Origin of the sequence: Mesorhizobium sp. M2A.F.Ca.ET.043.05.1.1 (assembly GCF_003952445.1) — a bacterium.
Lineage (GTDB): Bacteria > Pseudomonadota > Alphaproteobacteria > Rhizobiales > Rhizobiaceae > Mesorhizobium.
In genome coordinates, this window is the sequence record NZ_CP034446.1 from 584,865 (window position 1) to 607,366 (window position 22,502).

Annotated in this window: 20 protein-coding genes; 7 read left to right on the forward strand and 13 right to left on the reverse strand. The window is 64.8% G+C overall.

What is annotated here, in order from left to right; all coding sequences use genetic code 11:
- Positions 1-58: 58 nt before the first annotated feature.
- Positions 59-1,540, reverse strand: a complete 1,482-nt coding sequence (hutH, locus tag EJ069_RS02810; protein WP_126059982.1) for a histidine ammonia-lyase — start codon at positions 1,538-1,540, stop codon at positions 59-61.
- Entirely contained in the window at positions 1,537-2,538 is a 1,002-nt protein-coding gene (locus EJ069_RS02815; RefSeq protein WP_126059983.1) for an ornithine cyclodeaminase family protein, read from the reverse strand. The genes hutH and EJ069_RS02815 overlap by 4 nt, the downstream gene beginning before the upstream one ends.
- A 111-nt stretch (positions 2,539-2,649) precedes the next feature.
- Here EJ069_RS02815 and EJ069_RS02820 point away from each other — a divergent pair, with 111 nt between their 5' ends.
- The 7 genes from EJ069_RS02820 (at position 2,650) to EJ069_RS02850 (ending at position 12,017) form a co-directional block, all read left to right on the forward strand.
- Complete coding sequence (locus EJ069_RS02820) at positions 2,650-4,089, forward strand: DHA2 family efflux MFS transporter permease subunit (RefSeq protein WP_126064611.1); 1,440 nt, start codon at positions 2,650-2,652, stop codon at positions 4,087-4,089.
- 281 nt (positions 4,090-4,370) lie between these two features.
- Entirely contained in the window at positions 4,371-5,357 is a 987-nt protein-coding gene (locus tag EJ069_RS02825) for an ABC transporter permease (protein WP_126059984.1), read from the forward strand.
- An 87-nt stretch (positions 5,358-5,444) separates the two neighbouring features.
- Positions 5,445-6,470, forward strand: coding sequence for a sugar ABC transporter substrate-binding protein (locus EJ069_RS02830; protein WP_126059985.1), 1,026 nt, complete (start codon positions 5,445-5,447; stop codon positions 6,468-6,470).
- Positions 6,471-6,551: 81 nt separating this feature from the next.
- Positions 6,552-8,675 (forward strand): SMP-30/gluconolactonase/LRE family protein, encoded by a 2,124-nt coding sequence (locus EJ069_RS02835; protein WP_126059986.1) that lies wholly within the window; start codon positions 6,552-6,554, stop codon positions 8,673-8,675.
- Positions 8,672-9,721 (forward strand): hypothetical protein, encoded by a 1,050-nt coding sequence (locus EJ069_RS02840; protein WP_126059987.1) that lies wholly within the window; start codon positions 8,672-8,674, stop codon positions 9,719-9,721. The genes EJ069_RS02835 and EJ069_RS02840 overlap by 4 nt, the downstream gene beginning before the upstream one ends.
- Positions 9,721-11,217 (forward strand): sugar ABC transporter ATP-binding protein, encoded by a 1,497-nt coding sequence (locus EJ069_RS02845; RefSeq protein WP_126059988.1) that lies wholly within the window; start codon positions 9,721-9,723, stop codon positions 11,215-11,217. Before EJ069_RS02840 ends, EJ069_RS02845 begins: the two co-directional genes overlap by 1 nt.
- A gap of 392 nt (positions 11,218-11,609) precedes the next feature.
- Positions 11,610-12,017 carry a carboxymuconolactone decarboxylase family protein gene (locus EJ069_RS02850; RefSeq protein WP_126059989.1) on the forward strand — a complete coding sequence of 136 codons (408 nt, stop codon included), beginning with the start codon at positions 11,610-11,612 and terminating at the stop codon, positions 12,015-12,017.
- Positions 12,018-12,228: 211 nt separating this feature from the next.
- Here EJ069_RS02850 and EJ069_RS02855 read toward each other — a convergent pair whose 3' ends face one another.
- The 11 genes from EJ069_RS02855 to EJ069_RS02905 form a co-directional block, all read right to left on the reverse strand.
- On the reverse strand, positions 12,229-13,116 hold the full coding sequence (locus EJ069_RS02855; protein ID WP_189476142.1) for an amidohydrolase: 888 nt from the start codon (positions 13,114-13,116) through the stop codon (positions 12,229-12,231).
- Positions 13,116-14,387: a VWA domain-containing protein gene (locus EJ069_RS02860; protein WP_245456423.1), complete on the reverse strand. Its 1,272-nt coding sequence runs from the start codon at positions 14,385-14,387 to the stop codon at positions 13,116-13,118. The genes EJ069_RS02855 and EJ069_RS02860 overlap by 1 nt, the downstream gene beginning before the upstream one ends.
- Entirely contained in the window at positions 14,384-15,265 is an 882-nt protein-coding gene (locus EJ069_RS02865; protein WP_126059991.1) for a MoxR family ATPase, read from the reverse strand. Before EJ069_RS02865 ends, EJ069_RS02860 begins: the two co-directional genes overlap by 4 nt.
- A gap of 6 nt (positions 15,266-15,271) precedes the next feature.
- Positions 15,272-16,276: a molybdopterin cofactor-binding domain-containing protein gene (locus tag EJ069_RS33680; protein ID WP_126059992.1), complete on the reverse strand. Its 1,005-nt coding sequence runs from the start codon at positions 16,274-16,276 to the stop codon at positions 15,272-15,274.
- Between the two features lies 1 nt (position 16,277).
- Positions 16,278-17,645 carry a xanthine dehydrogenase family protein molybdopterin-binding subunit gene (locus EJ069_RS33685; RefSeq protein ID WP_126059993.1) on the reverse strand — a complete coding sequence of 456 codons (1,368 nt, stop codon included), beginning with the start codon at positions 17,643-17,645 and terminating at the stop codon, positions 16,278-16,280.
- Between the two features lie 11 nt (positions 17,646-17,656).
- Positions 17,657-18,139: a (2Fe-2S)-binding protein gene (locus EJ069_RS02880; protein WP_126059994.1), complete on the reverse strand. Its 483-nt coding sequence runs from the start codon at positions 18,137-18,139 to the stop codon at positions 17,657-17,659.
- Between the two features lie 56 nt (positions 18,140-18,195).
- Positions 18,196-18,990, reverse strand: a complete 795-nt coding sequence (locus tag EJ069_RS02885; RefSeq protein ID WP_126059995.1) for an FAD binding domain-containing protein — start codon at positions 18,988-18,990, stop codon at positions 18,196-18,198.
- Between the two features lie 15 nt (positions 18,991-19,005).
- Positions 19,006-19,449, reverse strand: coding sequence for an SRPBCC family protein (locus EJ069_RS02890; RefSeq protein ID WP_126059996.1), 444 nt, complete (start codon positions 19,447-19,449; stop codon positions 19,006-19,008).
- Between the two features lie 105 nt (positions 19,450-19,554).
- On the reverse strand, positions 19,555-20,382 hold the full coding sequence (locus EJ069_RS02895) for an AraC family transcriptional regulator (protein WP_126059997.1): 828 nt from the start codon (positions 20,380-20,382) through the stop codon (positions 19,555-19,557).
- Between the two features lie 145 nt (positions 20,383-20,527).
- Entirely contained in the window at positions 20,528-21,526 is a 999-nt protein-coding gene (locus EJ069_RS02900) for an ABC transporter permease (protein WP_042637227.1), read from the reverse strand.
- A gap of 65 nt (positions 21,527-21,591) precedes the next feature.
- The gene (locus tag EJ069_RS02905; RefSeq protein ID WP_245456745.1) at positions 21,592-22,386 is read right to left on the reverse strand and encodes an ATP-binding cassette domain-containing protein; all 795 of its coding nucleotides are present in this window, start codon (positions 22,384-22,386) and stop codon (positions 21,592-21,594) included.
- Positions 22,387-22,502: the final 116 nt, after the last annotated feature.

Consider the following 22,502-nt stretch of genomic DNA (forward strand, 5'->3'; position numbering starts at 1 on the left):
TCTAATTTTAAGCATGTCTTTATCCCGAAACAGGGCCCACTTGTCGGGAGACATGCTTTTAGGCTCGCCACGTTCCGTCGGCGAGCGCGGCGTAGAGTGTGTTGGCACTGGTCCCCAGAGGCCGGTCTTCCTTGAGCGTCGCGACATGAGAGCGGACCGCTGCGTGGATCACCCCGGTTGCCGGCGCCAGCACCAACCCTTCGCGCAGGTCCACGGCCTGGGCCGCCGCCATCAGCTCCAAGGCGATCAGACGCCGCCACAGCACGATCATCTCGCCACATTTGGCGATGGTGAGTGGTGTCTGGGTGGCGTGATCCTCGACGCCCTCTGACACCGGCAGGAAGTCGAGCATTGCTGGATTGGCCTTCTGGCGGATGGCGGCGAGGATTGCCGTGACCGTTTTCTGCAACGGCACGAAGCCAGCTGATGCGCCGCCGATCGGCGACAGATATTTTGGCAGGCCGTGGCGGCTGGAGCCGGTGAGCTGGATGAAACGGGCGGCGCAGGCTGCCGCGCATTGCGCAATCGCTAGGCCAAGCGTCTCGAAAGCGAGCGCCAGCGACGAGGTATGGAAATTGCCGGTCGACAGCACGAGCGCGTCCTCCGCAAGCACCAGCGGGTTGTCGGCGGCCGCGTTCAACTCGATCTCGACCGCCAGCCTGGCGTGATCGATCGCCTGGATCAGCGCGCCGTGAATCGAGGGCATGCAGCGGATCGAGAGCGGATCCTGAATGGTGGTCGGCGCCGGTTCATGGTCGCGCGCGAGCAGCTCTCGCAGCGTCTTTGCGGCCAGCGCCTGGCATGCCGCAGGGCGGGCTACATGCAGGCGCGGGTCCAGAATGGTGCGGTTTGCGCCGAGCGCCTCCATGGTCAGCGCGCCGGCCTGTTGCTGCTGTTCCATCGCCGACAGGACGTCGACAAGCGCCAGCGCACCGGCGCCAGCCGAAACCGCCGAGGCATTGATTAGCGACAGACCGTCCTTCGGCGCCAGACTGACCGGCGCCAGACGCGCCATCATCAGCGCCTTGGCAGAGGGCATGCGACGGCTCTGGTAGTCGGCGTCGCCTTCACCGATCAGTGTGTGCGCGATCGCCGTCATCATCACCAGGTCACCGGCGCCGATCGAGCCCAGCGACGGCATGACCGGATGGACGCCGGCATTGAGGGCTTCGACGAGTGCCGTGAACACATGCGGCGAGAGACCGGAGCCACCGGCCGAAAGCATGGCGATGCGGGCAAACATCACCGCTCGCACGGTCTGTATCGGCAACGCTTCCCCGACTGCGGCGCCACGCCCGTCGAGAAGCTGGCGCTGGAAAGCGCTCGCGTCGCCTTCGACCGCGGTGACAAGATTGGCGCCGAGTCCGGTGTTCAGCCCGTAGATCTGCTGGCCGCCGGCCGCGGCGGCATCGAGGACTTGGCGCGCCTTGGTGAGCTTTTCGAGGACGGAAGGGGTGACCTCGACCTTGCAGGCATTGCGCGCGGCGGCAACCACATCCTCGATGCTGACGCCGGCGCCGGTGAGAACGAGCGGGGTCATGCGAAGCGCAGCCTCTGGCCGATGCCGTTTTCGCCGGCCTTGGCGAGCATGGCCTTGCCGAGCGCGATGTCGGAGAGCGAGAGGCCGCGATGCCAGAACAGGATCGTCTCGCCATCGCTTTGCCGGCCCGGCTTCAGGCCGGCGGCGATCTGGCCGAGCTCGGCATGCAAAGTCGCCTCGCTCAGCCGTCCCGTCTCGACATGGGCGCGCAGCGAGCCGAACTTGCCGCCCTTGCACTGGCCCCAGTCGTCGACGACGATCTTCTGCATGATGTCGGTGAGCGACAGCTCGACCGCGCTCATCGTGCCGAAGGGCACGACCAGCGCGCCGCGCTTGATCCATTCGGTCTTGAGCAGCGGCTGCGGCTCCGGCAGCCGCGAGGCCTCAACGACGATGTCGGCGCCTTCGACGCAGCTTTTCCAGTTGGCCACGGCCAGGACCGGCTTGCCGAGGTCGGCGGCGAGCTTCGCGGCGAAGGCGTCACGGCTTTCGGGCCTGCGCGAATGGACGCGGATCTCGTCGAAGTCGAAGAGGTGGTCGAGCAGCCGTACGTTCCAATAGGCGGTGCCGCGCGCGCCGATATGGGCGAGCACCTTGGACGACTTCTTCGCCAGATGCTTGGCGCCGATGGCGGTGACCGCGCCCGTGCGCATGTCGGTGATGACGGTGGCGTCGAGAATGGCGCGCGGCGTGCCGGTGCGCGGATCGAAAAGATTGAGGATGCCGAATTCCGACGGCAGGCCCTGCATGTAATTGTCGACATAGTCGCCGACGATCTTCACGCCGGCGGCGTCGAGCGGCGCCACATAGCCGCGCAGCACGTTGAAGTGGCCGTGGAAGGAGGGATCCGGCTCGAGATGGACGCGCGGCTCGATAACGGTCTGGCCCTTGCCCTGCGCGACGAGTCCGGCCTCGACGGCGCCGATGATCTCGGCGTCGGTCATGGCAAGCGCTTCGATGTCGAGAGCGTTGAGGTAGTCGATGTAGATAGGCTTCATGCGTTTCCCTCGGCCGGCCCGCGCTCTTCCATAACAGGCGGAGAGGCGACACGAAAGTTTGTTGGATAAGCTCTGGACTGGACCGGGCTTATGCTGTTCAACCACCGCGTCATGACCAGCATTCCCGACAACGCAGCCGTGTCCCCCGCAAATCCCGCGCGTCAGTCACGTCGTGTCGCGCTGATCGTGGCGGTCGCCTTCTTCATGCAACTGCTCGATTCGACGATCATCTCGACCTCGCTGCCGCAGATGGGGCAGTCCTTCGGCGTGCCGGCGGTGGCGATGAGCATCGGCATCACCGCCTATATGCTGACCATGGCGGTGTTCGTGCCGCTGTCGGCCTGGCTTGCCGACCGTTTTGGCGCGCGCAATATTTTCCTCCTGGCGATCGCGCTGTTCACGCTGGCCTCGGTCGCCTGTGGCTTTTCGCAGAGCCTGACCCAGTTCGTCGCCGCCCGCATCGTGCAGGGTCTTGGCAGCGCGCTGATGACGCCGGTCGGCCGCATCCTGGTGTTGCGCAACGCCGAGAAGTCCGAATTGATCGCCGCGACGGCGCTGATAACCTGGCCGGCTTTGTTCGCGCCGGTGGTCGGGCCGGTGCTTGGCGGCTTCATCACCACCTATCTCTCCTGGCACTGGAACTTCTTCATCAACGCGCCGCTGGGGCTGGCCGGACTTGCGCTCGTTGCCCGCTTCGTGCCGGGCGACCGCGATTCCGAGGCGAAGCCATTCGATTGGCCGGGCTTTTTCCTCACCTCGCTCGGCCTTGCAGTGATGCTCTACGGGCTCGAGCGCCTGGCACATCCGCAGGACGGCCTGCTGCCGACGATAGGCTCAATCGGCATCGGCATCGTGATCGGCTGGTTCGCCGTTCGCCACCTTTTGCAGGCCCGGCATCCGCTGCTCGACCTTTCGGCTTTCAAGGTGCTGACCTTCGCGATCTCGACACTTGCCGCGGGCACGGTCTTCCGTGTCGCCATCAACGCCACGCCCTTCCTGCTGCCGCTGCTGTTCCAGGTCGGCTTCGGCCTGCGTCCGGTCGATGCCGGACTGCTGGTGCTGGCGTATTTCCTCGGCAATCTCGGCATGAAGACGGTCACGACGCCGACACTCAGGCGCTTCGGCTTCCGCACCGTGATGGTGGTGAACGGGGCGATCGCATCGGCGGCGATCATGGCTTGCGGCGCGATCTCGCCGCAGACGCCGCAGGTGCTGGTGGTGGCGCTGATGCTGGTTGCCGGTCTCACGCGCTCGATGCAGTTCACGGCGCTCAACACGCTTGCCTTCGCCGATATCGGCGCGCCGCAGCGCAGCTCGGCGGCGACGCTCTCGAGCATGCTGCAGCAGATCTCGATGCTGTTCGGCGTGGCGATCGCGGCGGCGATCCTCAACCTGTCGCAGATCGTCAGGGGCGAAGCCTTGCCAGATGTCGTCGACTTCAGAATCACCTTCGTCGCGATCGGCCTGCTTGGTCTTGCCGCGGCGATGCGTTTCCTGGTGCTGCCGGCCAATGCCGGCGCCGAGGTTTCGGGGCATTCGACGAACGATTGAGGTCGCGCCGCGGGGATTTCGCGGACTCAAATTCCGCCGGCCGCGTCGCCTTCGAACGGGTTCTTCCGCGGGCCGCGCGATTGGGGCAACGAACAGCCAAAAAGCCCAAGAGTTTCCGCCTATTGCGCCAGTTACGGCAATCGATGCGTCCACTCGGAAAATAGTCGGAGAGGGGCGGTTCTTGAACGCGGATTCATTTGACGAGCCGCTGTCGGGCCGATTAGCTTTCGTGCGGGATGGCGGCTTGCAGGGCCTTGCCATCGGGGCGAAAGACAAAAGCGATGAACGCGATCGGCTGGCCGAACTGGAGGCGCCTCAATCAGGAAGGCATTGTCTTTGCCATCGCCATCCTTTTGTTCGCCGCCGCTGCGCTCGGCCTGCCCGGGTTCCTGACCGCCGACAATCTGGTGGCCATCGTCCGCTCCGTCTCGGTGCTCGGCATTCTGGCGCTCGGCATGGCGGTCGTCATTATCGGGCGCGGCATCGACCTGTCGGCAGTGGCGATCATGGCGATGTCGGTCGCCTGGTACCTGCAACTGCTCAACACCGGCACCTCGGACGGGCTGGCCTTCGCCTATGTGCTGGCGGGCGTTCTAGCCATCGGCCTGCTCAACGGCTTTCTGGTCGCCTATGCCGACGTTCCGGCGATCTTCGTCACTTTGGCCACGGGCTCCTTCGTCTTCGGCTATGTGCGCTCGCAACTGATCACGCAGGATGCCGTTCCGGTGCCGCAGGGCCATTGGGTGGAGCTGCTCGGTGGCCTGCGCTTCCTCGACATCCCGGTCGAGGTCTTCGTCTTTGCCGGACTGGCGTTCCTGGTCTTCCTGTTCCTGCGCTACACCAAATGGGGCCGCTTCATCTATTTCGCCGGCGACAACCCGGTCGCGGCGCGCAACATCGGCATTCCGGTGCGCCCCATGCTGGTGCTGCGCTACGCGCTTTCGGCGGTCGTGGCGCTGATCGCCGGCCTGCTCACGGCGGCCAGCCTGCATTCGATCAACACGCGCGTCGTCAATTCGACCCTGCTCTACGACATCGTGCTGGTGGCGGTGATCGGCGGCATCGGCCTTTCGGGCGGCAGGGGCGGGGTGCGCAACGTACTGGTGGGAGCAGCACTGATCGGCATCCTGCTCAACGCCATGACCATCATCGACATTCCGCTGCTCTACCAGAACCTGATCAAGGCGGCGATCCTGCTCGGAGCCATCATCGTCGACGGCATCATCAACCCGCGCGACGAGCAGACCGCGCAACAGGGCGATATTTAGAGCAGATGGGCCAGCCCATCTTGCTTTGGGGTACCCGGAGCGATCGCGACGATCGCCCGGCAATGAAAACCGAACCAGAGGTGTGACATGAGACTACTTAGAACATTGATGGCCGCCGCCACGGCGCTCGCCGTTACCGCCTTCGCGGCGCCGAGCTTCGCCGCCGACGATCCAGGTCCCGCCGCCTATGCCAAGGCGCTCAACGGCAAGCGCGTCATGCTGGTTCCGCTGGCGATGGGCTTCGACCTGGCGCAAGGCTGGGCGCACTACCTGAAGAAGGAAGTCGAGGCCTGGGGCGGCACGTTCGAGACCCGCGATCCGAACTGGGTGGTCGATGCCGGCGCGCAGGCGATCACCGACGCCATCGCTTCCGACACCCGGCCGGATGTTCTGATCATCCATGCGCCGGACCTCAACTCCTATTCGAAGCTGATGAAGAAGGCGCAGGCTGCCGGCACTTATGTGATCCTGGTCGACAATCCCGCCAACTTCCCGGCCGATGCCTTCGTCGGCAGCGACTGGGACAAGCTCGGCCAGCTCGAAGCGGAAGCGGCCATCAAGGGCTGCGGCGAGAATTCGTCCAAGAAGATCGGTCTTGTGCAGGGCGACCAGGCGAACTCGTCCAGCCTCTACCAGTATGCCGGCATCATGAAGGTGCTGGAGAAGCATCCCGACTTCCAGGTCGTCGCCAAGCCGGATTCCAATTGGGACGCGACCACGTCGCGCAACGTGACAACGACGATGCTGCAGCAGCACCCCGACATCTGCTCGATCATCGACTTCTGGGATGGCGACGCCACCGGGGCATCCGCCGCAATCCGCGACGCCAAGCTCGACGGCAAGGTGTTCCTGGTCACCACCGGCGGCGGCGAGAAGACGGCCGACTGCGACAAGCTCCAGGACGGCACCTATGGCGCCGTGGTGATGACCGACCTCGCCCGCCAGTCGGGCGACATGAACGCCATCATCAAGTTCCTGCTGCAGAGCGGCCAGCCGGCCGGCACCTCGCACACCTATATTTACACGCTGGAGAAGGCGACGACGAAGGCGGATCTCAAGCCCGACAGCTGCTGGGACCTGAAGGCGCTGCAGGCGGAAGCGGCGGCGAAATAAGGCGCGGCTCCCGAACGCATCCACGAGGTGGCCGGATCGTTCCGGCCACCTCTTTTCCCGTCTGAATGACAGCAGCCGCCGATGACTTTTCGTGAACGCCTCCAGGCCTGGCGCTACAATCTCGTGCCCGATCATTTGGTCGGCGAGATACTGACCAAGCGCTGGACCGACAACGCCATACCGTTCCTGGCGCTGGTGGCGACGCTCGGCGTCTTCGGCTCGATCATTCCGGGTTTCTTCAAGCTCAACTCGCTGCAGGAATCGACACGCCAGCTCGGCGAATTCTCGCTGGTGGTCATCGGCATGACGGTGGTGATGCTGGGCGGCGGCATCGACCTCTCGGTCGGCTCGATCTTCGCTTTGTCCTGCTTTTCCGCCGTCTATGTCTTCTTCATCCTCGAGCAGTCGATCTGGCTGTCCCTGGCCGCGGCGCTCGCCACCGGCCTCGTCTTCGGCGCCATCAACGGCTACCTCGTAGGGTATCTCAGGCTGCGCGCCTTTCTCACCACGCTGGTCACCTTCATCTTCGGGCGCGCGCTGTTCGACATACTGGTCAGCACCTATGCCGCCGACGTGCAGCTTTCCCAGGCCGCCTCCGACGTGCTCGATTTTATCGGCGACGGGACATTCTGGGGCCTTTCGGTCTCGGTCTGGCTGGCCGTCATCCTCGCCATCGTCACGCATATCGCGCTGACGCGATCGCGGCCAGGCTGGCATGTGCTGGCGGTAGGCGGCTCGCGGCGTTCGGCGCACAATGCCGGCATCCGCGTGCGCCGCACCGTCTTCATGACCTATGTCTTTTCCGGCTTCTGCTCGTCGATCGGCGGGTTTCTCATCGCCTGCCGGCTGAGCGGGGCGGGCCCGGGCACCGGCCTCAATCTCGAGATCATGGCGCTGACGGCGGCGGTGGTCGGGGGCGTCAGCCTCGGCGGTGGACGCGGCTCGGTGGTCAAGGGCCTGATGGGCGCCATCATCGTGCTCACCATGACCAATGGCTTGATCCGGCTCGGCTACGGCACCGGCACCAACCAGATGGTGCTCGGCATTCTGCTCGCGGTCGCCGTCACCATCGACATCCGCTGGCTGAAGAACCGCCACAAGGTGCTGAACGAGGTCTATGTCGCGCCGGTCTATCTCAAGATGGGCGAGACGCAATCGGCCGCGCCCGGCTCCGGCACGCCCTACGAGCTCGACAACCGGCTGTCGGCAGCGGACCATATCGGGTTGGGTGAATTGGAAGGGCCGGAGGACGTCATCCTCGATCGTGACGACCATCTCTATTGCGGCACCCGCCATGGCGAGATCGTCCGCTTCTTCGCGCCGGACTATGTCAAGTCGGAGGTGTTTGCCCATATCGGCGGCTTTCCACTGGGGCTTGCTTTCGACAAGCAAGGCAATCTGATCAGCTGCGTCGGCGCCATGGGGCTCTATTCGGTCTCGCCGGAGCGCGAGGTGAAGCGCCTTTCGGCCGAAACGTCGCGCTCCTGGACCTCGATCGTCGACGATGCGCGCCTGCGCGACCCGAACGACTGCGACATCGCGCCGGACGGCCGCATCTATTTCACGGATTCGACCAAGCGCTATGACGCGCATGACTGGGCATTGGACTCGATCGAGAACCGCGCCACCGGACGCCTGCTGGTCTACGATCCGAAGGACGGCTCGACCAAGACGCTGCTCGACGGTTACCGCTACACCAACGGCGTCTGCATGGCGCATGACGGCAAGTCGCTGTTCTTCGCCGAAAGCTGGGCCTGCCGCGTGCATCGCTACTGGCTGGAAGGGCCGAAGGCCGGCACCGCCGAATGCGTCATCCGCGACATGCCAGGCTATCCCGATAACATCAATCGCGCCTCCGACGGCAATTACTGGATGGCCTGGCTCGGCATGCGCACGCCGAGCTTCGACCTGTCGCTGCGCCACCCAGACATGCGCAAGCGCATGACGCGGCGCCTGCCGCAGGACGAATGGCTGTTCCCCAACATCAACACAGGCGGCGTGGTGAAGTTCAACGAGAAGGGCGGCATCGTCGAGACGCTCGGCGATCTTTCCGGCAACGCGCATCCGATGGTCACGTCGATGCGCGAGCACAAGGGCTATCTGTTCGTCGGCGGCATCCTCAACAACCGCATCGGCCGCTACAAGATTTCGGGCGCCGACCCGAACTGGACCAGCCCCGCTTCCTATTGGGGAGCAAAGCCATGATCCTCGACCCGATCCTGGATGTCTTTCGCGGCAAGGCGGTCACCATTCCGCCGCTCGACGGCGCCTTCCGTCCCAACACGCGGCTGGACGACGCGCCGGCCTTCGCCGAACTGGCAGAACCGGACAATCTGCTGACGGCCGACGGCCGGCTGCTCGTCTCCAGCGGCAACGCCGTCTTTGCGATCGCGGCCGGCTCCCAGCCCGTCGTGGTCGAGGCCTTTCAGTCTCCCGTCACCGCGCTGGCACTGTCGCCAGAGGGAGACCTGACTGTCGGATTGGAAAACGGCAAGCTGCTCATTGCCGGCAAGGAGGTTTCGCTGCCAGCCGAATTAAGGTGCATCACCGCGCTGGCCTATGCCGGTGACGGCACGCTGTGGCTGGCCAATGGTTCGGCACAGCACCTGCCTCCGCAATGGGCGGCCGACCTGATGAAGAAGGGCGCGTCCGGGTCGCTGTGGCGCTGCGGGCCAGGGGGTATCGGTTTCCAGCGGATCGCCGGCGACATCGCCTTTCCCTATGGGCTGCATCCGATCGGCGCCGATGTGCTGGTGAGCGAAAGCTGGCGTCACCAGCTTGTGCGCTTCGACGGCTCGAACGGCAACCGGTCGACGGTGCTGACGCATCTGCCCGGCTACCCCGCGCGGCTGTCGCCGGCCGGCGATGGTGGCGCCTGGCTGACGCTGTTCGCGCCGCGCAACCGGCTGATCGAATTCGTGCTGCAGGAAACGCATTATCGCCAGGACATGATCGACCAGGTGCCGCCGGCCTATTGGATCGCGCCGGCGCTCGCCTCCAGCCGCAGCTTCCTCGAGCCGCTGCAATGCGGCGGCATCCGCACCATGGGCATCCACAAGCCGTGGTCGCCCAACCGCTCTTACGGGCTCGTCGTGAAGCTCGACCCGGCCCTGCAGCCGCAATTCAGCCTGCACAGCCGCGCCAATGGCACGCGCCACGGCATCTGCAGCGTGGCCGAACGGGATGGCCGCCTTTTCGTCGCCTCGAAAGGCGGCGACTGCGTGCTGGCGCTCGATACGGGAGGTTTCTGATGGAACCGATCGTCCGACTGGAAAACGTCACCAAGACCTATCGCGGCGTACCGGCGGTGAAGAACGTCACGTTCGACCTGAGGAAGGGCGAGATCCATGCGCTGCTCGGCGAGAACGGCGCGGGCAAGTCGACGCTGACCAAGATCATCGCCGGCGTCGTCGATGCGACGTCGGGCAAGATGTTCCACAATGGCGTCGAGACGGCTTACGCCTCGCCGCATGCAGCACTTGGAGCCGGCATCGCCATGGTGTTCCAGGAGACCAGTCTGGTGCCGTCGATGACGGTAGCGCAGAACCTCTATCTCGGCACTGAAAAATTCCTCAACCGGCTGCGCGGCACATACATCTCGGCGCAGCAGTTCCTGCAGTCGCTGAATTTTCCGGTCGATCCCAATGCGATGGTGGCCACACTTGGCGCCGCCAAGCGACAGATGGTGGAGATCGCGCGCGCCGTCCACCACAATGCAGAGATCATCATCTTCGACGAGCCCACCGCGACCCTGACGCCGGAGGAGAAGCGCCATTTCTTCGCGCTGATCCGGAGGCTCAAGGCGCGCGGCGTCTCCATCGTCTTCATCAGCCATGCGCTGGAAGAAGCGCTGATGATCGCCGACCGCATCACCATTTTGCGCGACGGCGAACTGGTGATTACCGATGACACCTCCGCCTTCGACCGCGACAGGATCGTCGCCGCCATGGTCGGACGTTCGCTGACGGGGCAGATCTACCGCCAGCGCGACGAGGCGAAGCTGCGCAAGGCCGGCAAGAAAGCGCTCTCGGTGCAGGACATCTCGATGAGCAACATCGTGCGCAATAATTCCTTCTCGATCTTCGAAGGCCAGATCACCGGCGTGTTCGGCCTCATCGGCTCGGGCCGCACCGAGACGTTCAAGATCGTGTCGGGCATCTACAAGCGCGATTTTTTGCGCGGCGGCGCGATCGAGCTCGATGACAAGCCGGTGCGCTATCTGGTGCCGAGTGAAGCGGTGGCCGACGGCATCGTCTACGTCACCGAGGACCGCAAGAGCGAAGGCATCTTCGAGACGATGGGCATCGCCGAGAACCTGTTCGGCGGGTTGCTCGCCGCCGGCCGCGAAAAGGCCTGGGTAATCAACCAGCAGGAAATGCGGCAGCTCTCGGCCGAATGGACCAAAACGCTCAACATCAAGGCGATCAACGACAATGCGCGCGTGGTCGAGCTCTCCGGCGGCAACCAGCAGAAAGTGGTGATCGGCAAGGGGCTGGTGCAGCAGCCGCGCATCGTCATCTTCGACGAGCCGACGCGCGGCGTCGATGTCGGCGCCATCGCCGAGATCCACCAGATCATCAACCGGCTGGCCGACGAGGGCCTCGCCGTCGTCGTCATCTCGTCCTACCTGCCGGAGATCATGAACCTGTCGGACCGCATCCTGGTCTGCCGCCAGGGCCGCATCGTCGAGGAGTTCTCGCCGGCGGAGGCGACGGAGGAGAAGATTATGTATGCGGCGGTGCACTAGGGTGTGTGGCGACGACGGATGATCGCACGGTTGGATCGATACCCATGGAGATTGGCCGAGTCGTCCGTCATGTCGTCATCCACGGGCGGAGCAAGGAGCGAAGCGACGCGCGCAGACCCGAGGATCCATGCCGTTACCTTCGAGCGCTGCTCAGGTGCAGATTTCTGCGCCGCTGTATTCCTTGGCCAAGGTCACGGAATGGATTCTAGGGTCTGCCGCGTCGCTTCGCTCCTTGCTCCGCCCTAAAATGACGACGTTGAGGTGCTTCGACCAACCGCTGCGGTCCCGTGCTTTCGCGCCCTAAAAATTGAGCTGGAAAAACGGGTTAGCCGTCTATGCGCAACGCTTGATTCAACGAATTCCCCCAACGACTCAAACGAAAGGACCGAACCATGGCCACCACGAAACTCCTCAGCGACGCCGAGGCCGAGCAAATCCCGGCGGTGAAGGCCGTGTTCGACGATATCCGCGCGACGCGGAAGTCCGATTTCGTCAACAATTTCTGGCGCGGGCTGGCCAATGATCCGGCGGCGCTGAAGCGGGTGTGGGAGCAGCTCAAGGCGGTGATGGTCGCCGACAGCGCCATCGATCCGCTGACCAAGGAAATGATCTATATCGCCGTCTCGACCGCCAATGGCTGCTCCTACTGCATCCATTCGCACACCGCCGCCGCGCGGGCCAAAGGCATGACCGATGCGCAGCATGGCGAGCTGGTGTCGATCATCGGGCTCGCCGGGCAGACGAACCATCTGGTGACGGCGATGCAGATACCGGTCGACCCGCAATTCGAGGTGAAGTGAGGCGCCGACTTTCCCTTCTCCCCTTGTGGGAGAAGGTGGCGGAGCGCAGCTCGGACGGATGAGGGGTGTTCCAGCGGAGTGAGGCGCTGATGATCTAAAATGCTGAAAGCATTTGATTTTTGCGGCGCCTCATTCCTTCCATCACCCCTCATCCGTCTCGGCGCTGCGCGCCGAGCCACCTTCTCCCGCAAGGGGAGAAGGGGAGGTCGCGCTACACCGGCCGATAGACCTTTTCCGCCGTATTCCAGAAGATGTCCGCCTCGGCCTTTGCACCATGCCTCGCCACCGCTGCGCGGTGCGCGTTGATAAGCTCGGCATGGCTGGTCCAGAGCTTCTCGATCGGGAAGTTGGAGCCGAACATCAGCCGGTCGCTGCCGAGGATATCGATCGCGTTGTCGACGATGTAGGCGATAAGCTCCGGGTCGTTGCGGTGAACGAAGGTGCCAAGCCCCGACAGCTTGGCGTAGACATTGGGCGCCATCGCGAGAATCCGCAGGCCGGCCTTCCATGCTTCGGTCGTTTCCGGCTCCATGCCGGTCAGCATGCCGGCATGGGTGAGGATGAAATTCGTCTGAGGGTTCTCGCCGACCAGCGTCAGGCCGTCCTTCATCTGCGCGGGAAAAAGCTGCAGGTCGAAGGAAAGGCCGTAATCCTTCAGCCGCGCCACGTTCTTCCGCACTTTCGGGTCGATCACCTGATCGGCCGAGGCGGCGAAGCGGAAGGCGGGAGTCTCGTGCCAGTGCAGCTGCATGCGCACGCCGCGCAGCAGCTTGTATTTCATCAATCGGTCGATCTGCGGGCGAACGTCATCGACCGTCATGTCGGCATAGCCGACGATGGCGTGTGGCCAACCGGTTTCTTGCGCCGTCTTCTGCAGGAAGGCGACTTCCTTCTCGAAATCCTCCTTGGCCCAGTTGGTCTGGACATAGACGGCCTTCTCGACGCCCGAGCCTTTCTGGTCCTCAAGGAATTCCGTGATCGGATAGTCGCGGCGGATCGGCTCGTAGGGGCCGAAGATGCGCGGCACCATCGGGCCGGCCAGCCAGGGCTGGTCCTTTTGGCGCCAGACGTGAAAATGCGCGTCGATGGCTTTCTGCATCACAATACCTTTTTCCAGATAGTCTCGGCAGCCGGGGCGGGGCGGGCGAGCGACAGGATGAAATCGGTCAGGGGTCCGATCGACGAGCCGTCGACCAGATCATCCAACAGAGGCAGGATGGCGCGCAGTGCCGTCGTTGCCGGGCGAAAGCGCGGATCGCCGGCGAGCGGTGTCGCCAGCGACAGGCGGAAGGCGCGGGCGCTGAGGCGGCGCATTGCGATCTCCAGGTCGGCATGGCTGCCGCGTTCCAGCCCATCGGACAGGATGACGACGCAGGCGCCGCGCGCGAAGGCGGAGAAGCGCGGCACGGATAGGAAAGCGAGCAGCGTCGGCCCCATGCGAGTGCCGCCGTCCCAATCGTCGACCAGAGCCGCTGCGCGGGCGAGCGCCTGCTCGCGGTCGCGGATGCGCAGGGTCAAGGTGATACGGGTGAGCCGCGTGCCAAAGGTGAAGACCTCGGCGCGGTCCGCGCCCTGCACGGCGGCGTGCGCGAGCTTGAGGTAATCGGCCGTGTGCAGCTTCATCGAGCCGGAGACATCGATGAGCAGGAGCAGTTTGCGCGGCACGGCCTGCCGGCGGCGCAGCAGCGGCGAGGGTATGTCGCCATCGGCGCTGACGATTTCGCTCAGCGAACGCCTGAGGTCGAGCGTGCCGCGCGAGTGGGTGCGGGTGGTGCGGAAGGAGCGGCGGGCGGGCAGGGCGGATACGAGCTTGCGGCGGAACGGGCTGAGGCCATCGGCGTCGCGCTGGAAATCGCGGCTGCTCAGCTGCTCGAGCGCCGAGGACAGCTCGCCGCCTTTTTCCTGGCGAATGGTTTGTCTTTCTTCCTCGCGCGCGCCGCGATCGTCCTTGACGCGGGTCTCGTCGTCCTCTTCGCCCTCTATCAAGGGCTTGGCGTCGCCGTAGAAATAGGCGCGGAAATGCGCCTCGAATTCGCCGCGGCGATCGGGCGAGGGCGCAAGTGTCGCAAGCGCCGCCTCGCGGATGTCGCTCATCGAGCGGGGGCCGAGCAGGGTCACCGCTCGCATAAAGCTGGTGGTTTGTTCGGGGGCGATAGGGAAGGCGTGGCGGCGCAGCAGTCGGGCGAAGCCGAGGAAAGGCGCGGCGGCGCGAGGTAAGCTTTCCTCTCCCCGTTCACGGGGAGAGGATGCCGGCAGGCAGGTGAGGGGCAGCGCCGACTTCTGCCCAGAATGGCGCTGCCCCTCATCCGCCCCTTCGGGGCACCTTCTCCCCGTGAACGGGGAGAAGGGATTGTCGAAGTCGCCCATCACGCCAGCGCCTCCTCGACAATCCTCCCCAGTTCCGGCGTGATCGCCGACAAATCCTCCTCGTCCTTGATCAGCACGCCGATGGCCCGCCGAAAGGCCTCCGGCCACGGGCTGCCGCCCTTTTCGAGGATGGTCGCGGCATTCGCCCATTCCACCGCTTCAGCGATGCCCGGCGGCTTTGCGAGAGGCCGCGCGCGGATTTCCTGCACGGCGTTCGCAACCGCGCGTGCGGTCGCCTCGGCGACATCGCCCGAGCGCAGCATGATGATCTCGGCCTCGCGCCGGGCGTCGGGATAGCCGATCCAATGATAGACGCAGCGCCGGCGTAGCGCCTCGGCCAGCTCGCGCGTGCGGTTCGAAGTCAGGATGACGATCGGTTGCGTCGCCGCGCGGATCGTGCCGCGTTCGGGGATGCTGATCTGGAAGTCGGAGAGGAATTCCAGAAGCAGCGCCTCGAACTCGTGGTCCGAACGGTCGATCTCGTCGACAAGCAATACACGCTCGACCGGCGCGCGCAGCACCTGCAGCAGCGGCCGGGCGATCAGGAAACGGTCGTCATAGATGTCGATCTCGTGCTCGCCGGCATGGCGGATGGCGAGCAGCTGGCGCTGGTAGTTCCATTCGTAAAGCGCATGCCCGGCGTCGATGCCTTCATAGCATTGCAGGCGCACCAGTTCGCGGCCGAGCAGCTCGGCCACGGCCTTGGCGGCTTCGGTCTTGCCGACGCCCGGCGCGCCTTCGAGCAGCAGCGGCTTGCCGAGCCGGATCGCCAGGAAGATAGCTGTCGCGAGGCTGTCGTCGGCCAAATAGCGCGAGGCGGCAAGGCGTTCGGCTATCGCCTCCGGGGATGCCGCGATTTCAACGGCGTCGGCGCTGGTCATCGTCCCTCAGCTCGCGGCCCGCGCCTTCAGTGCGCGCAGGATGCGTTCGGGCGTGATCGGCAGCGTGTCGATGCGAACGCCGACCGCATCGAAGACGGCGTTGGCGACGGCCGGGATCTGCGGGTTGGCGCACATCTCGCCCGGACCCTTGGCGCCGAACGGTCCGTCGGCGGAAGGACGCTCCAAGACGATGATCTCGGTCTCGGCGAGGTCGCCGGGACCGGGCATCAGATACTGGTTGAAGTCGGTGCCGCCATGGTCGCGGTTCGGATAATAAGGCTCCGTCGTCTCGTAGAGCGCATGGCTAATGCCCATCCAGGAGCCGCCGACCAGCTGCTGCTCGACCATCTTCGGGTTGAGCGCGCGGCCGATCTCGAAGACATTTTTCACGGTGAGGACCGTCACTTCGCCGGTCTCGTCGTCGACCTCGACCTCGGCCACGGTGCAGGCATGGGCATAGCAGGTCGACGGCTTCATCGCGCCGGTCTCCTTCTCCGGATAGGAGCGCGGGATCAGGAACATGCCGCGACCCGAGATCGAGCGGCCGCGCTTGAAATGCGCCGACAGCGCGACATCGAATATCGAGATCGATTTCTGCGGCGCACCCTTCACCTGGATGTTGCCCTGGCCGTCGGTCTCGAGGTCAGAGGCGTTCACCTCAAGCTCCTCGGCCGCCACTTCCAGCATCACCTGGCGGGCTTCCTTGGCGGCCTGGATGACGGCATTGCCGGCGCGGTGCGTGCCGCGTGAGGCGAAGGTGCCCATGCAGTGGGGGCCGGTGTCGGTGTCGGCGGTGTCGATGACGACGCGGTCGGTCGGCACGCCGATCGTCTCGGCGCAGATCTGCGCCATGATCTGCTTCATGCCCTGGCCGAGATCGACGCTGGAAAGCGTGACCATGAAATTGCCGGTCGGCGTCGAATGGACCAGCGCCTGGGTCGGGTCGCCGCCGAGGTTCATGCCGGTCGGATAGTTGATCGCGGCGACGCCGCGTCCACGCCGGATCGCCATCTCAGGCTTCCTTCCTGTAGGAGGACATCGCCATGTATTTCTCCGCCACCGGCCAGTTGGCGGCGCGCGAGGCTTCCTGCATGCATTCGATCAGCGCCGCACCCTCGGTCGGCTGGCGATGCGCCTTCATGTCGCCGTCGCGATAGGCGTTGATGAAGCGGAATTCGAGCGGGTCCATGCCGATCAGCCGCGCCAGCCTGTCCATCTGCACTTCCAGCGCGAAGTCACCGATGGTGACGCCGAAGCCGCGCATGGCCGATGAAGGGGTGCGGTTGGTGTAGACGCAGTAGGTGTCGATCCAGACATTCGGGATCGTGTAGGGCCCGGGATAGTGCGCGGCGCCCTTCTGCGCGCCGTAGGGCGAGTGGCGCGAATAGGCGCCGGCGTCGGTGTAGCCGGTCACCTTGCGCGCGACGATGCGGCCGTCCTTCATCACGCCGTCCTTGATGACGATCTTCTCGGCCGCGCGCGGCGAGGAGATCTGCATCTCCTCCTCGCGGCTGTAGACGAAGGAGACCGGGCGTCCCGTGAGCTTGGCGCCGAGAATGGCGATCGGCTCGACGATGACGTCGACCTTGCCGCCGAAGCCGCCGCCGACCGTGCCGCCGACGAAATGCAGCTTCGAACCCGGCATCTGCAGGATGATCGAAGCGTTGTCGAGGGTGAAGAACATCGCCTGCGTGTTGGTGTAGCAGGTGAAGCGGTCATTGCCCTCGGGCGCCGCAACGCAGCCGGTCGTCTCGGTCGGCGCGTGCTCGATCGGCGAGGACTGATAGGGCTGTTCGAGGATGTGGTCGGCCTGGGCAAAGCCCGCCTCGACGTCGCCGAAGCGCACCTTGCGGCATTCGCCGCTGTCGTAGAGATAATAGTTCTGGCCGTGATACTCGTTGACCAAGGGGGCCCCGGGCTTCAGCGCCTCCTCCATGTCGAAGACCGCCGGGAGCACCTCGTAGTCGACCTTGACCTTGGCGGCGGCTTCCTGCGCAGCGCGCTCGGTCTCGGCCAGCACCGCCACCACGGCCTCGCCCTTCCAGCGCACCTTGCCGTCGGCAAGCACCGTCTCGTCCTCGGGACCCACCTGGATCAGGATCAGGATGGTGTAGACGTTGTGCGGCACGTCCCTGGCGGTCAGCACGCGCACGACGCCCGGATGCTTTTCCGCTTCGGACGTGTCGATCGAGCGGATGCGGGCATGATGATGCGGGCTGCGCACCATCTTCAGATGCAGCATGCCCGGGAAGCTCCGGTCGGCGAAATAGGCGGTCTTGCCGGTGACATGTCCCGGAGAATCGAGCCGCGGCCGCGGCTGGCCGATCTCGTTGAGACCGTCCTTGCGGACATCGGCGAAATAATCCTTGCGCAGTTCCATGGCTCGTTCCCTCAAGCGGCGTTCTGCGAGTTGGCGCGCGCGGCAACCAGCACTGCCTGGATGATCGGCTCATAGCCGGTGCAGCGGCAGATGTTGCCGGACAGCGCCTCGACCACGTCCTCGCGGCTGGGGTTCGGCGTGCGGTCGAGAAGCACTTTTGCCGCCATGATCATGCCCGGCGTGCAGAAGCCGCATTGCGTGGCGAAAGCATCGAGGAAGGCGCGCTGCAGCGGATGCAGCACGCCACCCTCGGCAAGGCCGGCGGTGGTCTTGATATCGGCGCCGTTGCAGGTCTCGGCCAGCGTCAGGCAGGATAGCCTCAGCTCGCCGTCAATGATGACGGAGCAGGCGCCGCAGGTGCCCTGATGACAGCCGCCCTTGGGCGAGGTGTCGCCAATTTTGTCCCTGAGCGCGTTGAGCAGCGTCGTGCCGCTCTCGATGAATTCGGCCTTTTCGGCGCCGTTGAGCGTGAATTGAACCGGGACTTTCGCCATTTTTCCTCCCTGCGCGCCTGCCCGGATGAACCGAACAGACGCGCGTCCCCCACGGATTAATTCGACAAGAGCCGGCCGAGATGGACCGGCAGGACTTCGGCGCGATACCAGGCGCTGGCGATCGGGTCGGTGATCGGCGCGATGCCTTCGGCCGCGGCGGCAAGCGCCGGCGCGATTTCCCGCGGCGTGAGCTTGCAGCCGAGCAGCGCCTTCTCCGCCGCCGTGGCGCGGATCGGGCGATCGGCCATGCAGCCCAACGCGATCCGCGCCGAGACCACCGTGCCGTCGGCCGCAAGTTGCAGAAGCGCGGCGATGCTCAGCACCGACACACCCTTGGGTTTGACGCGCGACACTTTTAGGAAACGGAAGCTCTCGGCCTTGGGCAATGCAAAGCCGACAGCGGTGACGATGGCGCGGTTGGTATCGCGGCCTGCCAGGAAGGTCTCGATCGGCGTCTCGCCGTCTTCGGTGACGACGGTCGCGTCCTGCGCCAGCAGCGCCACGGCGAAATCGCCATAGGGGGCAGGGGCGAACAGATTGCCGCCGACGGTCGCCATGTTGCGGATCGCCGGCCCGCCGACGGCACGCGCGGCTGGCGCCAGCGCCGCAAGCTCGGGATGGCTGGCAATCGCGGCCATGGTGACGGAGGCGCCGAGCCGGACCTTGCCGCCGGCAACAGCGATTTGCGAGAGGCCAGGATCGGTGACGCGGACCAGGCTGGAGGTGGACACGTCGCCTTCATTGGCGGCCCGGACCACCAGCGTGCCGCCGCCGAGATAACGTGTGCCGGCGGCCTGCAGCGCGGTGTTGGCGTCTTTCACGCTCGAAAAAGTCTGCAGCGCAAGCGACATGGCGCGCTCCCAGGTTCAACTGTTGCCGGCGAAATGGGCCTTCAGGGCGTTGAAGCCACCCTGGAAGACGTTGGCGCCCATGCCCTCGGCCAGCTTGTCGGCCTCCTCCGGCGCGGCGTCGAAGCTCGCCGTCCATTCCGCATAGGTGCGGTTGCCGTCGGTGACGCGCCGCAATTGCAGCGTCGCCTTGTGATTGGTGAGCGGCTGCGGCGTTTCGAGGATGGAGTAGCTGACCAGGAAATTCTCGTCTGAGAAGTCGAGCAGTTTTTCACGCAATGTCGCGCCGCTGACCAGCTTGAAATTGCGCACGCAGCCGATCGTGGTGGCGTCCTTGCCGTCCTCGATGTGGCTTTCCACCATGCGCGGATGCCAACCAGGTAGGCCGTTGAAGTCGCGGATGCGCGCCCAGACCTGCTCGATCGGCGCGTCGATGACGCTTGAGATGGTGACTTTCGCCATAGACGGGTTCCCTTCCAAAGATCTGGAGAAGGCTAAGGCTGTCGGTCAGCTTGCGCTTATCAATGCGTCTTGAAGGCGTATCAAACAGTCGGAAAAACAGGCGCTTCAGGCCGTCGCCCGAGCGGCTTCGCGGTAAAGCGTCGGCGGCACGCCGACATGGTCGCGGAAGAAGCGCGAGAAATTGCCCTGGGTGGTGAAGCCGAGATTGCAGGCGACGGAGATCAGCGGCTCCTGCGACCACTGCAGCTGGCGCACGGCTTCCTCCATGCGCAGCGTGTTCCAGTAGACGTTCGGGGTCAGGTTGGTCTGCTCCTTGAAGAGCGCAAAGAAATGCGGCCGGGAGAGCCCGACCGAACGGGCGACATCGTCGAAGGAGATGCGCTCGCAGACATTGGCCTTCATCAGCTGGATCGCCTTGCGGACACGGAAGTCGAGCATCGTATTGATCCGCGCGCGGGCTATCTGCGGCGACGAAGCATCCGCTGCGTCGAGCACTGAATCGATGAAGCGCTCGATCTCGTAATTGGCGACGTCGTCGATGCTCTCATTGTCGGCGAGATGATCGAGCAGGTTGGCCGCCGCCTGGTGCAGCCAGGGCTCCAGCGTGATCGCGGCCTGCGTGAACAGTGGCGCCGATGAGGGCAGGTCGCGGCGCCGGCGCGCCCAGTCCGGGTCGATGTAGAAAGCCAGGAACAGGCCGGGCCTGCCGTCATGCGACAGCGCGTGGCTGTGCGGCTGGAACGAGTTGATGCCCGCCGCGGTGCCGGGCCCAAGCCGCACCGTTTCCCGACCGATGGTCATTTCGCCTGCCGTGCCTTCCAGCCAGATGATGAGATGCGCCTCGCCATGGGCATGGGTGACGAAGTCGTTGGCGACATTCAGCACGGAAACATGCCCGAACCGGCCCCAGTAGAGCCTGATCGCGTCCGTCATGGGTATCGTTCCTCCCGCAGGCGACTGGCCTCCCTTCGCCTGCCGGAGGATAGTGCGGCGGGGGTGCGGCTGCGTCAAGGCGGGCGGGAATGATGGCCGACTCGCATCGGCCGTCCGGACCGATTTTCAGACTGGGCGATAGGAGCTAATCGCTGCGCCTGAAATTGCGGATGCGGTCGAACAGCACCGCCAGGATGATCGCGCCGCCGATGAAGGTGCCTTGCCAGAAGGCGTTGATGCCAAGCAGGCCGAGGCTGTTGCGGATCACCTCGATCAAAGCCGCGCCGACGATGGCGCCGAGCGCGGTGCCGACGCCGCCGGCAAGATTGGCGCCGCCGATGACGGTGGCGGCGATGACCTGCAGCTCCATGCCGGTGCCGAGATTGGTGGTGACGGCGCCAAGCCAACCGGTCTGGATGATGCCGGCGAGCCCCGCTGACAGCGCCGAGATCATGTAGACGGCGACCTTGATCTGCTTGACGGGAACGCCGGTCAGCGTCGCCGCGTGCTCATTGCCGCCGATGGCGAAGATGTGCCGGCCGAACTTGGTCCAGCGCAAGATGAAGCCGGTGATCAGCGCCAGGATGATCATGTAGAGAACCGGATTGGCGATGCCGAAGACCCAGGCGCCGCCGCCCAACGCCAGGAGCTTCTGGTGGTCCGGGCCGAACTGGAAGACCACGGTGTTGTTGGAGGCGACCATGGCAAGGCTGCGCGCGACCGAGAGCATGCCGAGCGTCACCACGAAAGGCGGAAAGCCGACATAGGCGATGAGCACGCCGTTGAAGGCGCCGATGGCGAGCGCGGTGACGATCGTGGCCAGGATGCCGATCTCGATCGAATAGCCGGCATGCATGGTGACGGCGAGCACCATGGAGCACAGGCAAAGCACCGAGCCGACGGACAGGTCGATGCCGCCGGTAATGATGACGAAGGTCATGCCCAGCGCGACGATGGCGACGAAGGTGACGTTGCGGGTGATGTTGAAAAGGTTCTTCGAGGTGGCGAAGGAATCGGTCGCGAAGGACAGGAACAGGCAGGCGAGTATGACCGCGATCACCACCCAGAATGTCTGGTTGGCGAGGAGCCGCGACAGGAAAGTGTGCTGCTTCTGCGCGATCGTCTGGTCAAGGGTGACTGCCATTGTCGACCTTTCCTGAGGTGGGACGCGGAACACCGTGCGTCACGCCACCCGTTCAAATCCGTGAGTCATGCCACCTGTTCGATGGCGCCGGTGATCAGCCCGGTGACTTCCTCGGGCGAGCTCGAGGCGATCTTCTTGTCGGCGACCTTGCGGCCGCGCCGCATGACGATGACGCGGTCGGCGACGTCGAACACGTCCGGCATGCGGTGGCTGATCAGCACAACCGCGATGCCCTGATCGCGCAGATGGCGGATGAGGTTCAGCACCTCGGCCACCTGCCGGACCGAGATCGCCGCCGTCGGCTCGTCCATCAGCACGATCTTGGCCTGCGACAGCATGGTGCGGGCGATCGCCACCGCCTGGCGCTGGCCGCCCGACATCTGCTTGACCAGGTCGCGCGGCCGCGTCTCGGATTTCAGCTCGGCAAAGAGCTGGCCGGCGCGCCTGTACATCGCCGCATAATCGAGGATGCGGAACGGGCCGATGCCGCGGCGCAGCTCGCGGCCGAGATAGACGTTTGCCGCGGCCGTCAGATTGTTGCACAGCGCAAGGTCCTGGTGGACGATCTCGATGCCGTGCTGGCGGGCCTCCGCCGGCTTGTGCATGACAATCTCCTTGCCCTCCAGATGCATGGTGCCGTGGCTTGGGCGGAAATTGCCGGCGATCATCTTGACCAGCGTCGACTTGCCGGCGCCGTTGTCGCCCATCAGGCCGACGACCTCGCCGGCCTCCAGCGAGAACGAGACGTCGTTGACCGCCTGGATGGCGCCGAAATGCTTCGAGATGTTGGCGAGTTCGAGAACCGACACCAGCCTTAAGCCTCCCCATGTTGACGCAGCAGTTTGCCGGTTTGCCAGCAGCGCTTGCGTTCCGCCCGTCCATCTCCTCACGAACGGCGCGATACATGCATTTAGGCAAAAGCCGGCAAAGCCGTCAATCAATTGTCTGACGATTAATTTCGAGACTCGACAAAAAA

What these genes read in the sequence shown, in the direction of transcription:
- EJ069_RS02845 (WP_126059988.1), top strand. Translation starts at nt 9,721, where the DNA reads ATGGAACCGATCGTCCGACTGGAAAACGTCACCAAGACCTATCGCGGC.
- EJ069_RS02840 (WP_126059987.1), top strand. Translation starts at nt 8,672, where the DNA reads ATGATCCTCGACCCGATCCTGGATGTCTTTCGCGGCAAGGCGGTCACC.
- EJ069_RS02890 (WP_126059996.1), bottom strand. Translation starts at nt 19,449, where the DNA reads ATGGCGAAAGTCACCATCTCAAGCGTCATCGACGCGCCGATCGAGCAG.
- EJ069_RS33680 (WP_126059992.1), bottom strand. Translation starts at nt 16,276, where the DNA reads ATGGCGATCCGGCGTGGACGCGGCGTCGCCGCGATCAACTATCCGACC.
- EJ069_RS02830 (WP_126059985.1), top strand. Translation starts at nt 5,445, where the DNA reads ATGAGACTACTTAGAACATTGATGGCCGCCGCCACGGCGCTCGCCGTT.
- EJ069_RS02865 (WP_126059991.1), bottom strand. Translation starts at nt 15,265, where the DNA reads ATGACCAGCGCCGACGCCGTTGAAATCGCGGCATCCCCGGAGGCGATA.
- EJ069_RS02835 (WP_126059986.1), top strand. Translation starts at nt 6,552, where the DNA reads ATGACTTTTCGTGAACGCCTCCAGGCCTGGCGCTACAATCTCGTGCCC.
- EJ069_RS02820 (WP_126064611.1), top strand. Translation starts at nt 2,650, where the DNA reads ATGACCAGCATTCCCGACAACGCAGCCGTGTCCCCCGCAAATCCCGCG.
- EJ069_RS02855 (WP_189476142.1), bottom strand. Translation starts at nt 13,116, where the DNA reads ATGCAGAAAGCCATCGACGCGCATTTTCACGTCTGGCGCCAAAAGGAC.
- EJ069_RS02885 (WP_126059995.1), bottom strand. Translation starts at nt 18,990, where the DNA reads ATGTCGCTTGCGCTGCAGACTTTTTCGAGCGTGAAAGACGCCAACACC.
- EJ069_RS02815 (WP_126059983.1), bottom strand. Translation starts at nt 2,538, where the DNA reads ATGAAGCCTATCTACATCGACTACCTCAACGCTCTCGACATCGAAGCG.
- EJ069_RS02825 (WP_126059984.1), top strand. Translation starts at nt 4,371, where the DNA reads ATGAACGCGATCGGCTGGCCGAACTGGAGGCGCCTCAATCAGGAAGGC.
- EJ069_RS33685 (WP_126059993.1), bottom strand. Translation starts at nt 17,645, where the DNA reads ATGGAACTGCGCAAGGATTATTTCGCCGATGTCCGCAAGGACGGTCTC.
- EJ069_RS02900 (WP_042637227.1), bottom strand. Translation starts at nt 21,526, where the DNA reads ATGGCAGTCACCCTTGACCAGACGATCGCGCAGAAGCAGCACACTTTC.
- hutH (WP_126059982.1), bottom strand. Translation starts at nt 1,540, where the DNA reads ATGACCCCGCTCGTTCTCACCGGCGCCGGCGTCAGCATCGAGGATGTG.
- EJ069_RS02895 (WP_126059997.1), bottom strand. Translation starts at nt 20,382, where the DNA reads ATGACGGACGCGATCAGGCTCTACTGGGGCCGGTTCGGGCATGTTTCC.
- EJ069_RS02850 (WP_126059989.1), top strand. Translation starts at nt 11,610, where the DNA reads ATGGCCACCACGAAACTCCTCAGCGACGCCGAGGCCGAGCAAATCCCG.
- EJ069_RS02880 (WP_126059994.1), bottom strand. Translation starts at nt 18,139, where the DNA reads ATGGCGAAAGTCCCGGTTCAATTCACGCTCAACGGCGCCGAAAAGGCC.